Source organism: Microbacterium kribbense (assembly GCF_039537285.1).
Lineage (GTDB): Bacteria > Actinomycetota > Actinomycetes > Actinomycetales > Microbacteriaceae > Microbacterium > Microbacterium kribbense.
In genome coordinates this window covers 88,175-102,111 of the sequence record NZ_BAABAF010000005.1, presented here as the reverse complement: position 1 = coordinate 102,111, position 13,937 = coordinate 88,175, and the positions used below count along the sequence as shown (strand labels likewise).

Annotated in this window: 12 protein-coding genes and 1 pseudogene; 1 reads left to right on the top strand and 12 read right to left on the bottom strand. The window is 70.7% G+C overall.

What is annotated here, in order from left to right; all coding sequences use genetic code 11:
- Positions 1 to 18 precede the first annotated feature (18 nt).
- The 10 genes and pseudogenes from tsaE to ABD705_RS07660 form a co-directional block, all read right to left on the bottom strand.
- The gene (gene tsaE, locus ABD705_RS07705) at positions 19 to 444 is read right to left on the bottom strand and encodes a tRNA (adenosine(37)-N6)-threonylcarbamoyltransferase complex ATPase subunit type 1 TsaE (protein WP_425562056.1); all 426 of its coding nucleotides are present in this window, start codon (positions 442 to 444) and stop codon (positions 19 to 21) included.
- A gap of 196 nt (positions 445 to 640) precedes the next feature.
- On the bottom strand, positions 641 to 1,765 hold the full coding sequence (alr, locus tag ABD705_RS07700; protein ID WP_344782223.1) for an alanine racemase: 1,125 nt from the start codon (positions 1,763 to 1,765) through the stop codon (positions 641 to 643).
- A gap of 167 nt (positions 1,766 to 1,932) precedes the next feature.
- Positions 1,933 to 2,283 (bottom strand): annotated as a pseudogene (locus ABD705_RS07695) (holo-ACP synthase); the annotation flags it as partial.
- Positions 2,284 to 2,486: 203 nt separating this feature from the next.
- Positions 2,487 to 4,340, bottom strand: a complete 1,854-nt coding sequence (gene glmS, locus ABD705_RS07690) for a glutamine--fructose-6-phosphate transaminase (isomerizing) (RefSeq protein ID WP_344782221.1) — start codon at positions 4,338 to 4,340, stop codon at positions 2,487 to 2,489.
- 67 nt (positions 4,341 to 4,407) lie between these two features.
- On the bottom strand, positions 4,408 to 5,361 hold the full coding sequence (gene coaA / locus ABD705_RS07685; protein WP_344782219.1) for a type I pantothenate kinase: 954 nt from the start codon (positions 5,359 to 5,361) through the stop codon (positions 4,408 to 4,410).
- A gap of 156 nt (positions 5,362 to 5,517) precedes the next feature.
- The gene (locus tag ABD705_RS07680) at positions 5,518 to 6,855 is read right to left on the bottom strand and encodes an FAD-dependent oxidoreductase (protein WP_344782217.1); all 1,338 of its coding nucleotides are present in this window, start codon (positions 6,853 to 6,855) and stop codon (positions 5,518 to 5,520) included.
- Positions 6,852 to 8,609, bottom strand: a complete 1,758-nt coding sequence (locus ABD705_RS07675; protein WP_344782215.1) for a dihydroxy-acid dehydratase domain-containing protein — start codon at positions 8,607 to 8,609, stop codon at positions 6,852 to 6,854. The genes ABD705_RS07680 and ABD705_RS07675 overlap by 4 nt, the downstream gene beginning before the upstream one ends.
- Before the next feature lie 52 nt (positions 8,610 to 8,661).
- Entirely contained in the window at positions 8,662 to 8,913 is a 252-nt protein-coding gene (locus ABD705_RS07670) for a hypothetical protein (protein WP_344782213.1), read from the bottom strand.
- Entirely contained in the window at positions 8,910 to 10,022 is a 1,113-nt protein-coding gene (locus ABD705_RS07665; protein WP_344782211.1) for a hypothetical protein, read from the bottom strand. The genes ABD705_RS07670 and ABD705_RS07665 overlap by 4 nt, the downstream gene beginning before the upstream one ends.
- Position 10,023: 1 nt before the next feature.
- Positions 10,024 to 10,560: a UGSC family (seleno)protein gene (locus ABD705_RS07660; RefSeq protein ID WP_344782209.1), complete on the bottom strand. Its 537-nt coding sequence runs from the start codon at positions 10,558 to 10,560 to the stop codon at positions 10,024 to 10,026.
- A 259-nt stretch (positions 10,561 to 10,819) separates the two neighbouring features.
- Between ABD705_RS07660 and ABD705_RS07655 the strand changes: the two genes are divergently transcribed.
- Positions 10,820 to 11,992, top strand: coding sequence for an acyl-CoA dehydrogenase family protein (locus ABD705_RS07655; RefSeq protein WP_344782207.1), 1,173 nt, complete (start codon positions 10,820 to 10,822; stop codon positions 11,990 to 11,992).
- A 12-nt stretch (positions 11,993 to 12,004) separates the two neighbouring features.
- Here the strand turns inward: ABD705_RS07655 and ABD705_RS07650 are convergent, their stop codons facing one another.
- Positions 12,005 to 12,457, bottom strand: coding sequence for an aconitase X swivel domain-containing protein (locus ABD705_RS07650; protein WP_344782205.1), 453 nt, complete (start codon positions 12,455 to 12,457; stop codon positions 12,005 to 12,007).
- Between the two features lie 128 nt (positions 12,458 to 12,585).
- Positions 12,586 to 13,875, bottom strand: a complete 1,290-nt coding sequence (locus ABD705_RS07645; RefSeq protein ID WP_344782203.1) for an aconitase X — start codon at positions 13,873 to 13,875, stop codon at positions 12,586 to 12,588.
- Positions 13,876 to 13,937: the final 62 nt, after the last annotated feature.

The window sequence follows — 13,937 nt, the reverse complement described above, 5'->3', positions numbered from 1 at the left end:
GCCGGGCCGCGACACGCTCTACGGGCGGCGCGTGATCGTCACGGTGCGCGGGTCGGGGGCATCCTCGTCTTCCGGATCCCAGTCCGACGCGACGCCGACGGCGCGCCCGAGCTCGACCTCCCACCAGCTCTCGCGCAGGCCTTCGGCCATGCCGCGACCCCACTCGACGACGACGACCGAGCCCTCCACGTCGATGTCGAGGTCGTCCAGCTCGAGCGCCGAGCCGAGCCGGTAGGCGTCGACGTGCACCAGGGGCGGTCCGCCGACCAGCGACGGATGCGTGCGGGCGATCACGAACGTCGGGCTCTGCACCGGCCCGCGCACGCCGAGCCCCTCCGCGATGCCGCGGGTGAGCGTGGTCTTGCCTGCTCCGAGCGGACCGGCCAGCACGACCAGGTCGCCGGCCGACAGCATCCCGCCGATCTGCCTGCCGAGCTGCTCCATATCGGCCGCTGAGGCGATCTCGCGGCGTCCGGTGAGGGCATCCAGCCCGCTCACGGGGTCACTCCCGGCCAGGACTCCTCCGATCGGTGCACCGAACCCGCAGAAGCAGCCCACCAAGCACCGATCCGGCGCAGATCAGAGGAGTTCTGCCCGCCCGAGGCTCGAGCCGCGCTCACGCGAGGGCCGTGCACCGCGCTCACGCGCCGACCTGACGGCGGGGCACGCGCGGGCCGATCCGGGTGACCGTCTCGTAATTGATGGTGGATGCCGCCGCCGCCCACTCCTCGACGGCCGGAACGCCGGCCTCCGGGTCGCCGAAGAGCACCACCTCGTCGCCGACCCGCACCGCGGCGTTGCCGACGTCGACCACGAACTGGTCCATCGCGATGCGGCCCGAGACCTGGTAGCGCCGGCCGCCGATCGTGACGGGGCCGGCGTCGGATGCCTGCCGCGGCACGCCGTCGGCGTAGCCGATCGGCACGAGCACGAGTGTCGTCTCGCGCGGTGTGCGGTAGGTATAGCCGTACGACACGCCATGGCCGGCATCGACTCGGCGCACCGCGATGACGGCAGCACGCAGGGTCATCGCGGGGCGCAGCCCGAGTTCGGACGAGGTGCGGTCGTCGAACGGCGACAGGCCGTAGATGCCGAGTCCGACGCGCACGCAGTCCAGGCGCGTCTCGGGCAGCGAGAGCGCGGCCTGGGTGGCCGCGAGGTGGTGGATGCGGGGGCTCAGGCCGGCAGCGGATGCCGCGTCCGCCGCCGCCCGGAACCGCGCCAGCGAGGCCCGGTCCTCTTCGGGAGAGGTGTTCGAGAGGTGGCTGAACAGGCCTATCACACGCACCCGGCCGGTCCGCTCGAGACGGGCGGCTTCGGCGAAGACCGCGGCGGTTTCGCCGGGCGCGATGCCGTTGCGGCCCAAGCCCGTCTCGAGCTTGAGGTGCAGCACGGCGGGACGGTCGGCGGATGCCGCGTCGGCCGCGTCGTGCAGCTGACCCATCCGCGAGATGCCGAGTTCGATGCCGGATGCCACGGCATGCGCGAAGGACGTGCCGGGGGCGTGCAGCCAGGAGAGGATCGGCGCGTCGATGCCGGCCTCGCGCAGCTCGAAGGCCTCGGACAGGTCGGTCACGCCGAGCCGGGTGGCGCCGCCGGCGAGTGCGGCGCACGCGCTGCGCACGGCGCCGTGCCCGTATCCGTCGGCCTTGACCACGGCCAGCACGTCGGTTCCGGTGGTCCGGCGCAGGTGGCGCACGTTCGCCGTGATCGCGTCGGTGTCGATGACGGCCTCGCGCAGCACGCCGGGCGCGAGCGGGGTCATGCCGCGGTCCCGTCGGGGGCGGGGGCGGGGCCGGATGGGCCGGCCGGGAAGGGGCGGGATGCCTTGGCCGCCGGTGCGGCGGGGCCGGACGCGGCCCGGCCGTACGCGGCGGGGCCGGACGCGGCCCGGCCGTACGCGGCGGGGCCGGATGCCTCGGCCGGCAGCCGCTCGCTGTCGGCGACGACGTAGGCGATCGCCAGGCCCGCGTCGTGCGACATCGACAGATGCAGGGTTCCGATTCCGCGCGCGGCGACGACGTCGGCGCTCGAGCCGGTCAGGGTGAACCAGGGGCGTCCCTCGGTGTCGGGCGTGATTTCGATCTCGGTCCAGTGCACGCCGTCCGAGCCGCCGAGCGCCTTGATCAGCGCTTCCTTCGCGGCGTAGCGGGCGGCCAGCGAGCTCGCCTTCAGCGGTCGTTCGGCGGGGGCGAACAGGCGGGTGAGCAGGCGCGGCGTGCGCGCGATGGTGCGCTCGAACCGGGCGACGTCGACCAGGTCGATGCCGATGCCGACGATCATCCGGACTCCCCTCGCGCCGTGACCGGCGGCATCCTCGACCTTATCGCGCCACCCCGCCCTGCCGAGAAGGCGCATTCCACCGCGAGAAGGTGCATTCCACCGCGAAAAGGTGCCCCCCTTCTCGGCGCACGACGCACCTTCTCGGCGCACAACCCGCCTTCTCGGCGCACAACCCGCCTTCTCGGGACGGGGCGCACCGCCGGCTATTCGACCGTGACCGACTTGGCCAGGTTGCGGGGCTGGTCCACGTCCAGGCCGCGCGCGGTGGCCAGGCCCATCGCGAAGATGTGCAGCGGCACGACGGCCAGCAGCGCCTCGAACATTGGACCCGCCAGCGGGATGCGCAGCACCTCGTCGGCGAACGGCAGCACCGCGGCATCCCCCGCCTCGGCGATCACGATCACCCGCGCACCGCGCGCGCGGATCTCCTGGATGTTCGAGACAACCTTGTCGTGCAGCAGCGACGATTCGCGCGGCGACGGCACGATCACGAACACCGGCTGACCGGGCTCGATCAGCGCGATCGGGCCGTGCTTGAGCTCGCCGGCGGCGAAGCCCTCGGCGTGGATGTACGAGATCTCCTTGAGCTTGAGCGCGCCCTCGAGCGCGATCGGGAAGCCCACATGCCGACCGAGGAACAGCACCGATCGGGTGTCGGCCATCCAGTGCGCGAGCTGCGTCGTGCGTTCCTGCTCGTGCTCCAGAATGTGCGCGATCTTGGCCGGCACGGCCTCCAGCTCGGCGACATGGCGGGCCTGATCGGCCGCCGAGATCGAGTCGCGCACGCGGGCGATGTGCAGTGCCAGCAGGTAGAGCGCGGTGATCTGCGCGACGAACGCCTTGGTCGAGGCCACGGCGACCTCGGGTCCGGCGTGCGTGTAGACGACGGCATCCGATTCGCGCGGGATGGTGGCGCCCTGCGTGTTGCAGATCGACAGCGTCTTCGCGCCGCGCTCGCGCGCGTACTTGACGGCCATCAGCGTGTCCATCGTCTCGCCGGACTGGCTGATCGACACGACCAGGGTGCCTGCGCTGAGCACCGGATCGCGGTAGCGGAACTCGTGGGCGAGCTCGACGTCCACCGGCACGCGCGCCCACTTCTCGAGCGCGTACTTGCCGACCTGGCCGGCATAGGCGGCGGTGCCGCAGGCGATCACCAGAATGCGCTCGGTGCCGGCGAACAGCTCGTCCAGGCCGTCGAGCTCGGGGATCACGACGGCAGAATCGTGGATGCGGCCGCGGATCGTGTTCGCGACGGCCTCGGGCTCTTCGGACACCTCTTTGGCCATGAACGACGACCAGCCGCCCTTCTCGGCGGCGGCGGCATCCCACGTCACCTCGAACGGCTCCGGCTGCACCTCGGCGCCGTCGAAATCGGTGACCTCGACCGAACCGGGACGGATCGCGACGATCTGGTCCTGCCCGATCGCCAGGGCGTGCCGGGTGTGCTCGACGAACGCGGCGACGTCGGAGCCGAGGAAGGTCTCGCCCTCGCCCAGGCCGATCACCAGCGGCGAATTGCGGCGGGCGCCGACGACCAGGCCGGGGTGGTCCTCGTGCATGGCCAGCAGCGTGAAGGCGCCGTCCAGCCGGCCGACCGTGGCACGGAACGCGGCCTGCAGGTCGCCGCCGGCGGCACCGTACTCGCGAGCCAGCAACGCCGCGGCGACCTCGGTGTCGGTCTCACTGACGAACTCGATGCCGTCCGAGACGAGCTCGTCCTTCAGCGCCACGAAGTTCTCGATGATGCCGTTGTGGATGACCGCGAGCTTGCCGTCATCGGCCAGGTGCGGGTGCGCGTTGACGTCGGTGGGGCCGCCGTGCGTGGCCCAGCGCGTATGGCCGATCCCGGTGACGCCGCCGGGCAGCGGGTGTGCGGCGAGGTCCTCGCGCAGCACGCTGAGCTTGCCGGCGCGCTTGCGCATCGCCAGGTGCCCGTCGTCGCCGATCACGGCGATGCCGGCTGAGTCATAGCCGCGGTATTCCAGGCGCGCAAGACCCGACATCAAGATGCTCTCGCTCGCGCTCGAGCCCACGTAACCGACGATTCCACACATGGGCTCAATCGTATTGGCCGTGGAGTGGGAAGCGGCTGAACGAACCGGTCTCGGGGCGCCGCCGCGCCTACAGCTTGCGCAGCTGCACCTTCTCCACCGCGTGGTTGGGGCCCTTGCGCAGCACCAGGGTCGCGCGATGCCGGGTGGGCAGCACGTTCTCCTCGAGGTTGGGCAGATTGGTCTCGTTCCAGAAGCCGAGGGCGCGGGAGCGGGCATCCTCATCGCTGAGTTCGGCGAAGACCTTGAAGAACGAGTTCGGGTTGCTGAACGCGCCCTGGCGCAGCGACAGGAATCGATCCACGTACCAGCGCTCGATGTGGCTGGCGTCGGCATCCACATAGATCGAGAAGTCGAACAAGTCGCTCACGGCGACGTCGTTGGGGGTGGGCGGCGGCTGCAGCACGTTCAGGCCCTCGACGATGACGACGTCGGGGCGGCGGACGGTGACGTTCGCGTCGGGGACGATGTCGTACCGCATGTGCGAGTAGAAGGGCGCGCGCGCCTCGGCCGCGCCGCTCTTGATCTGCATCAGGAATTCGACCAGCGCGCGGCGGTCGTACGACTCCGGGAAGCCCTTGCGGTCCATCAGACCGCGGCGTGCGAGCTCCGCGTTCGGATAAAGGAAGCCGTCGGTGGTGACCAGCTCGACGCGGGGCGTGTCGGCCCAGCGGCTGACCAGCTCGCGCAGCAGCCGCGCACTGGTGGACTTGCCGACCGCGACCGATCCGGCCACCGCGATCACGAACGGGGTGGTGGTGTCGTCGCGCTCGTGCAGAAAGCCGGCGGTGTCGGCGCCGAGCCGCTTAGTCGCGGCGGCATACAGGCTCAGCAGGCGGCTCAGCGGCAGGTAGACGTCGTTGACCTCGGCGAGGTCGAGCCGGTCGCCGAGCCCCCGGATCTGCACGACCTCGGTCTCGGTCAGCGGCTGCGCCATGTCGGCGGCCAGGCGCGCCCACTCGGCGCGCGGAATCTCGCGATACAGCTCGGGCGCTGTCGGTGCAGCGGAATCGTCGGGGGCCATCGGGCCTATCGTACCGGGCCGGATGCCGCGTTCCGACGCCTGTGCCGAGTGGATGCCGCGCGCAGGGCGCGGGACCCGGGGCTCGGCACTCAGGGTGCGGGCCCAAGGCATCAGCGCGCGGCGCCCCGCCTCCTACAGGTCCGTCCCGAGAGCCTCCTACAGGTCCGTCCCGAGATAGGCCCCCGTCTCGGTCAGCCGGGACTGCAGCGCCGCCACGTCGACGTCGCCTGCGGCGACACCCGCGTGCAGCGCCAGGTCGGCGGCGAGACCGGCGGCCTCGCCCATCACGAAGCACGGCCCGGTCACTCGGCCCGACGACTGCCCGAGCTGGGTCATCGAGGCGCACCGGCCGGCGACCAGCAGATTGTCCACGCGCTGGGGCACCAGCATGCGGTAGGGCAGCTGATTGAACCCGCGCGAGTCGGGCGAAGCGAAGCGGAACTCGACGTCGCCCTGCACATGCGCTTCGACCGGCCAGCCGTTCACGCCGATCGTGTCGGCGAAGTCCGCGCAGCCGAGCACGTCCGCCTCGGTCAGCTGGTACGGACCGACGATGCGCCGCGTCTCGCGGATGCCGATCTGCGGCGCGAGGTCGACGATGTAGGAGTCCTCGAAGCCGGGCGTGTTCTCCCGGATGAACGCGAACACGTCCTTGACCTGCTGCCGGCCCTGGATCTCACCGTGGGTGAGCTGGAACACATCGGTGCCGTCGACTGCGGAGCCGTCGGGGTTGCTCAGCTGGGTCAGGTTCGACCGCCATTCCAACGGATTGCGCTGCGGCCGCACGATCGGCTTCTTGCGCGGGAAATGGTGCGTGCCGGCGGCTTCGGCCTCCTCCATGAGCCGGCGCACCGTCACCCAGGCATCCCCCGCGGCCACCGGGTCGACGCCGTTGATGCGGAACATCAGCGACGGGTAGAGCAGGTGCTCGGACTTCTCGTACGCGGCTCCGGACCACACCGCGACATCCGCGTCACCGGATGCGTCGATGAAGAATCGCCCCCGCACGACGCCCGGGCCCGACTTGGACTCGATGACGATGCCGTCGATGGTGCCGTCTTCGCCCATCACGACGCCGGTGGCGGTGCTGTGGAAGAGCAGGTGGGCACCTCCCGCCAGCACCAGCTCGTCCGCCGCGATCTTGTAGGCCGAGATGTCGAAGGCCTGCGCCATGATGCGGTCGCCCACCGACAGGTGCGGCGGGTTCAGCCCGTCCAGCGCCTCCAACCGGTCCAGCAGCTCATCGGCATACCCGTGGATGACGCGGCGGTCCTCGCCGTGCACGCGCGCGTGCAGGCCGCAGAACGTGGATAGTCCGCCCATCGTGCCGGCGCCGCCGAGGAAGCCGTATCGTTCGATCAGCAGCGTCGAGCTGCCGGCGCGGGAGGCCGCGGTGGCGGCCATGAGCCCGGCGGGGCCCCCGCCGATGACCACGACGTCGTACTCGCCGATCACCGGCGCGCTGCGCTCGGGCAGCACGACATCCGCGCTCATGCCGTCACCCCTCCGCCGACTGCGGCCGGCAGCGGCGCCGTGTGGTGACCTTCGCACAGCCCGCAGGCACGGCAGCCCAGCACGGTGCCGCACGACAGCGGCTGCACCAGCTCCCGATACTGGTCGAGGTAGCCCCCGCCGGCATCGGCCGATTCCGGCCGCACATAGACGTCACGCGCGGCGACCTCATCCGCCGGCACGTGCAGGTCCAGACTGCCCGCGGCCAGGTCGATCGCGATCTCGTCGCCGTCGCGCACGCGTCCCAGGGGACCGTCGGCGATGCCCTCCGGCGACACCTCGCCGATCGTGATGCCCTGGTTGACCAGCCCGCTGAACTGCCCGTCCGTGACGAACGCGACCTTGTCGGCCAGGCCCCGCGCGTTCAGCGCGAAGATGAACGATGACGTGAACCCGAGGGCTGGTCCGCCGACCGCGCCGATGCCGCGGATGACGGCGACGTCGCCCGGTTGCAACCGGCCGTCGGAGATGCCTGCGATCGCCTGCTCGCGACTGTCGAACACCCGCGCCGGGCCGGTGAACTGTTTGGTCCCCGAATCGGGCACAGGGCGCTTGGCCACCGAGCCGTCGGGCGCCAGCGTGCCGCGCAGCACCACGATCGCCGGGTCGGTGCTGTAGGGCGTGTCGATCGTGCGGATGACGTCGCCGTCCGCGGGCGCCGCGGCGGTCGCGTTCTCGGCCATCGTGTGGCCCGTGATGGTCAGCGCGTCGCCCTCCAGCAGCGGCATCAGCTCGCGCAGGATCGTCGCAGCCCCGCCGGCATCCTCGAACTGTTCGGTCAGCGTCGTGCCGTTGGGGCGCACCGAGCACAGCACCGGGGTGGAGCGCCCGAGGGTGCGGAACGCCTCCCACACGTCGACGTCCACGTGGGCCTCGACGGCCACCGCCTGCAGGTGCTTGATCGTCGTGGTCGATCCGCCGACGGCGAGCATGGCGCGCACCGCGTTGCGGATCGAGGCGGCGGTGATGATGTCACGCGGGCGGATGTCGCGCTGGATCATGTCCACCAGCGCGGCCGCCGAGCGGCGCACGTTGTCCCACATCCGCTCGCTGTTCGCACGCACCGGCGCGGCGCCGGGCACCGCCATCCCGAGCGCCTCGGCGGCGATGTGCATCGAGTTGGCCGTCGCCAGCCCCGCGCACACCCCCGGGCTCAGGATGGCGTCGTCGGCCATCTCCTGCAGGTGGTCGGTCGGCTCCTTCGTGACGGCCGCCATGGCCGCCTGCAGGAAGATCTCCTCGACGTCCGCCTCGCGTCCCTCCGCCATGCCGCTGTGCTGGTAGCCGCACGGGATGATCACGGTCGGCACGTTCAGCCGTCCGGCCGCCATCAGGTGCGCCGGCGTCGTCTTGTCGCACGAGCTCAGCGCGATGATCGCGTCCAGCTGGGCGCCTTCCACGGCGACCTCGACGTCGTTGACCATGAGGTCGCGGGCCGAGAGGATGTAGCTGCCGCCGCGCCCGACGCTCGTGATGAAGTCGGACGGCGCCGCCGTGCGGATCTCGAACGGCAGCACGCCCAGCGCGCGAAGCTCCTTCTTGAGCACCGGGACGATGTCGTCCAGGTGGGCGAAGCACGCCGCCAGATCCGACGAACTGTTGACGATCGCCACCTTCGGCTTGTGCAGCTCGTCGGCCCGGATGCCCAGCGGGCGCCATTCCGCGCGCCGGGCGATGCCCAGTGCCGATGAGGGCGAGAAGTTGCTGCGCAGGTCCACCATCTTGATCTCCTCCATCACGGCCACATCGCCGCATCTGTATTCGCCGGGCGCGGGTGCGCCCCGTCAGTCAGTGACTCGCCGGCAGGACGACCCGTTCCACGGTCACGGATGTGTCGGCCAGCGCCGACGACATGATCGCCTCCATCACCGGCTGCGGCACCAGGCAGTCCGCGCACGCGTCCTCGGTGGCGTCGATGGTCACCACGATGCGGTCATCGCCGGCGCTCTCCCACTGCAGCAGGTAGCCGTCGGCGCCCATCATGTCGCGAAAACCCTGCAGCGCCGCGTCGATGCGCCCCGCGTCGATCGGCGCGGTCACGGCCGCGCTCCGATCTTCGACATCGAGTACGGGGTGTCCCGTGGCGGGTTCAGCGTGAACACCTCGACGACCGACGACACTCCCGCGTTGTTGGCCCCCGCGACCATCACCTGGATGGAGGTCGGGTAGCTGAGCAGCGGCACCAGGTCGGGCGTGTCGGTGCCGGCGGTGGTGTCGGGCATTGCGTCGGGGTGCTGCGCCGACAGCCGCCAGCGGGTCTTGTGCGAGACGGCGTCCTTGCCGCTGGCGGCCAGCTCGGCGCGCGGGCGCACGACGCGCTCGAACACGGCCTGCCGCACATCGTCTTTGCTCCAGCCGGCCGCGGCGAACAGCTCGGCGTGCTCGGGGACGAGCACCAGCAGTGCGCTGGTGTACTCGTGGATGAGAGAACCGGTGCGGCGGATGCTGTCGGCGAAGTCCTCGGCCAGCTGCTCGGGTTCCATCGTGTGACGCGCCTCGATGTGCATGACCGAGCGGATCACGTAGGCGGTGACGACGCTGTCCGACGCGGCGAACCCGTTGTCCACGTGGAACGGCGGCCAGGGGCTCTGCTCTTCGTTCTCGCCGATGCAGGCCGAGTACTTCGCCGGCGTGCCCTGCGTGGCCTGGTCGAGCAGGTGCGGGTGCAGACCGAACACGTTGATGCAGCCGAGCCGGATGGCCCGCCCGATCGTCGCGTTGGCGCGGAAGCCCGACCCGTAGATGTTGCCCTGCGAGTTCAACCCGATCTGCTCGCGGATCGGCCCGTTGACCACGAGGAAGGGTGCGGTGCCGGTGGTGGACTGCCAGATGCCGCGGTGTGGGTGCGGTTCCTTCGCGATCGCCTCCCACGCCGCGATCACGACGGGCAGGTATTCGGGGCGGCATCCGGCCAGCGCCGCATTGATGGCGGCCAGGCGCACGGTGATCGAACGGTTCAGGTGCGGAATCGTGAACAGCACGTCGTCGGGGTCGCGGTCCGTGGCGGCCAGGAAGGCCGCCAGTATCGACTCGGTGACCGGGACGACGGGCAGGCCGTCGGTCCAGCCGCGCTGGTCGTAGTACTCCATCGCGTCGGCGATGGCGTCGGCGTCGACCATGAGGCCGTCGGTCAGGATGGCGGTGCCCATGTCAGCTCTCCACTCCGAGGATGCGCAGCACTTCGGGCAGCGCGGTCATCGCACGCTCGCGCACCTCATCGGCGGTCAGGCTCGCGAACGGGTGGTGCACGGCGTAGAAGTCGAAGCCCGGGAAGCCCTGCACCTGCGCCATCGCACGCCCCGAGGGGTAGAACGAGTCCGACGTGATGGCCACCGTCGGAATGCCGGCGCGTTCGAACTGGATGCCGTCGGCCACCGTCGCGGCGCTGCATGATCCGCAGTCCCCGACGCCGGTGATCAGCACGTCGACCTCGCCGACGATCTGCTCGAGCAGCTCGGCTGAGGCCGGGGTGCCGAAGTAGTCCTTCGTGTACAGCTTGCTGCCGGCCGCACCGTACGAGCGCTGCAGCTCGTCGCCGATCACATGCAGCAGGTCGGTGGTGTTCGGCTTCGTGTTGTCCAGCAGCCCGATGGTCAATCCGCGCAGCGACGCGGTGCGCGCCGACAGGGTGCTGTCGGCGGTTCCCGCCGTCGCACCGGTGGGGTCCAGTACCAACTCCTGCGTCATGTCGGAGCCTCCTCGCTCGATATGTTTCCACGTGCAGGATCAGCGTGGCAGGATGGCGCGGCACATGCGCATCGGTTTTCATCGACCGAAAGACGAGGGGTGCATTCGGTGCGATTCGGCGGTCCCGGCACGGGCAGCGCGCATGAGGTCATCCGGTGAGCGGCGAAAAATGCCGGAGCCCAGCAGACAATTCCGGTGGTCTACACTTCGATTCCGACGGAGGACCTCGTCGGGCCCGACGAGCGGGGAAGGAACCCACATGACCGCACTGGACTATCCGGGCGACCTGCTCGGCTTCGCCGCCGACCTGACCGAGCCGGAGCGCGCGAAGCTGGCCGCGCTGCGGGCATATCTCGACCAGCACGTGCGCCCGGTGCTGGCCGAGCGATGGGAGCGCGGCGAGAACCTCGCCGACTTCCGCACCCCGCTGGCGGCGCTGCATCTGCTCGACGATCCAGTGCTGATGGCGGATGACGGCGAGCTGCGCGCGCTGTACCGCGGGTTCGTGACGCTCGAGCTGTGCCGGCTCGACCTCGCCGTCTCGATCACCTACGGCGGGCAGGTCGGCATGTTCCGCACGCTGATCCATGCCGGCGGCAGCGCCGAGCAGATCGCGGCGTGGGATGCCGGCATCCTGGACTTCACCTTCACCGGCTGCTTCGCCCTGACCGAACCCGATCACGGGTCGGATGTCGCCGGGGGGCTCGCCACCACGGCGCGGCGCACCACAGACGGCTGGGTGATCACCGGAGCCAAGCGCTGGATCGGCAACGCCACGATCTCGGACAACGTCGTGGTGATCGCCCGCGAGGACGGCGGCGAGCGCGTGCTGGCGTTCGTCGTGCCCGCCGACGCCACCGGGGTGCGGCGCAGCGTCATCGCGCAGAAGGGTGCGGCGCGCCTCGTGCACAACGCCGACATCGTGCTCGACGATGTCGCCGTCTCCGAAGAGCGCCGGCTGCCGCGGATCGAGTCCTTCGCCGACATCAACCGCGCGTTCCGGCAGCTGCGCACGACCATTGTGTGGGCTGCGGCGGGCATGCAGCTGGGCGCGTATCGCGCCGCGCTGGACTATGCGCAGCAGCGCAAGCAGTTCGGCCGTCCGATCGCGGGCTTCCAGCTCATCCAGGACAAGCTCGTGCAGATCACCGCAGGCATCGCGCAGACCCTCGCGCTGGCTGTGCGCACGACGACGCACCCGATCCAGGACGACGTGACACCCAGCCTGCTCAAGCGCATCGCCGCCGACCGGCTGCGCGAGTCGGCCGCGCTCGCGCGCGAGATCATGGGCGGCGACGGACTGCTGCTGGGCAACGACGCGATGCGCTTCTTCGCCGACGCCGAGGCCGTCTACACGTTCGAGGGCACCCGCGAGATGAACACCCTGATCGTGGGCCGTGCCCTGACCGGGCGCAGCGCGTTCACCCGCTGACGCGCCGGCGGCTCACTCCGCCTCGACGCTCGCGCGCGAGAGGATCTCGACGGTGCCCGCATCGCCGTCCACGCGCACCAGGTCGCCGGTGCGGATGGTCGTGACCGGATCCGGCTCGGCGGCGATCACGGTCGGCACGCGCGTCACGATCGCGCCGAGCGCGGCCTTCGTGGTCATCACGCTGATCACCATCGCCGCCGGCGCCGTGCCCATCAGCCGGGTGGCCTGAAAGTGGCCCGACCACCCCGACGAGCCCTTCGCGCTGGGGAAGACCAGCACCTTGCCGGTGAAGCACTGCCCGACCAGCTCGTGCCGCCGCTCGACGATCATGCCGTCGGACGAATCGATGCCGCCCCATCCCGAGATGCCGTCTCCGGTGACCAGCGCCTCGGCGACGACGACGCCCGACACGATACCGCGGCCGCGCATGACCGGTGCCTGCCCGACCGGTGTCTGCCCGCTCATGCGTGCGTCCCCGTCATCTGCGGGCTTCTCCTCGGCTCGGCCGAGGGGATCGGCCGAAGCGAGGACCGGATCGGGCCGAGGCATCCTCGCCCGGGCAGAAGTCCTCGGCTCGCTCGAGGGGCGGCTTCTCATGCCGCGGCCGTCAGTTCGCCGCGCCAGCGCCCGGTCAGCGCCGCCTGGATGCACTCGTCGAGCGTGCCGAACCATGCCTCGATGCCGAGGATCGCCGGCAGGTAGTGCGCCTGCTTGGCCGAGTCGGTGGCGAACACCCGGGTTCCGGGCGGGGCGGTGCGCGACATCGCCGGGCACGAGTCGGTGAGCAGCTTGCCACCGGCGGCTTCGATCACCGCGGTGTAGCCGTTGCGGTCGGCCACCGAGCGCAGCGCACGGGGGGTCATGATCCACAGCTCGGTGGACGTGCTCAGCCGCTTGCCGTCGAGCAGCCGCGCGATCTCTGCCAGCTGCGACAGCGACGCGTGCGGGCAGCCGAGCAGAATGAAGTCGACGTCGTCGCTCTCCCCCTGCGAGTTCAGCGCTTCGTAGACGCCCTGCCGCTCGGCGGGCCCGTAGTCGATCGCCGCCGGGACCGGCCGGCCGCCGAACGCGGCCTCGAGGGTGGGAGCCTCCGGCGTGATCCCGGGGATGTGGTAGATCTCGACGCCGCCCGACGTGGCCGTGGCCGCGCCGAAGTGCTTCAGTTCGTCCAGCACCGGCTGGCCGAGGTCGCCGACCACGGCGGGGCGCTCCTCCTGCACGGCATCCCCGACGAAGTAGCCGAACATGCCCCAGTCCTGCATCGACTCCACCCGAGTCTGGGCGCGCACCAGTCGTGTCGCGTGGCGGTTCTCAGGCACGTGGTTGCCCCAGTATGGGATCTTGCCGGTGAGGCCGGCCGCACCGGTGGATGCCGCGCCCTCGCAGTTCGTGCGGGCGCCGAGCACCGAGTTGCAGTACACGACAGCCGAGGATTCCATCCAGGCGCAGTGCTCGCCGCGCACCGGCAGGTTGCCCACCTGGTAGGGGGTGCAGGTGGCCAGCACGTTCACACCGCGCGCGCTGAAGAACGACTCGGCGTCCCCCTGCAGCTCGATGTTGCGCAGCGGGTATTCGGACAGGCCCTTGATCTCTTCCGTGAAGCCGTGCTGCAGCTGGCAGGTCGGCACCTTCATCCGCGGGATCTCGATGTCGTCGTCGCAGTCCAGATTGATGACGGCATAGGACTTGGCCCAGCCGCCTTCGGCGAACAGCTTGGCCTTGGCCGGCGAGGGCTGCGTCATGGTGCCGGCGACATTCCGGGTCTCGCACAGTCGCTCCGCGCCGAGCGCGTCGCCGTAGCGGATGAGCAGGTCCATCGCGGCGGCGACGGCGTCGCCCTCGTCGCCCGCGTGCATGCTCTTCTCTTCGTCTGTCAGAAACATCGGTGCATTCACTCCCACTCCACGGCGCACACACGGCGCGCACAACCACCGGCAGCCTGGCA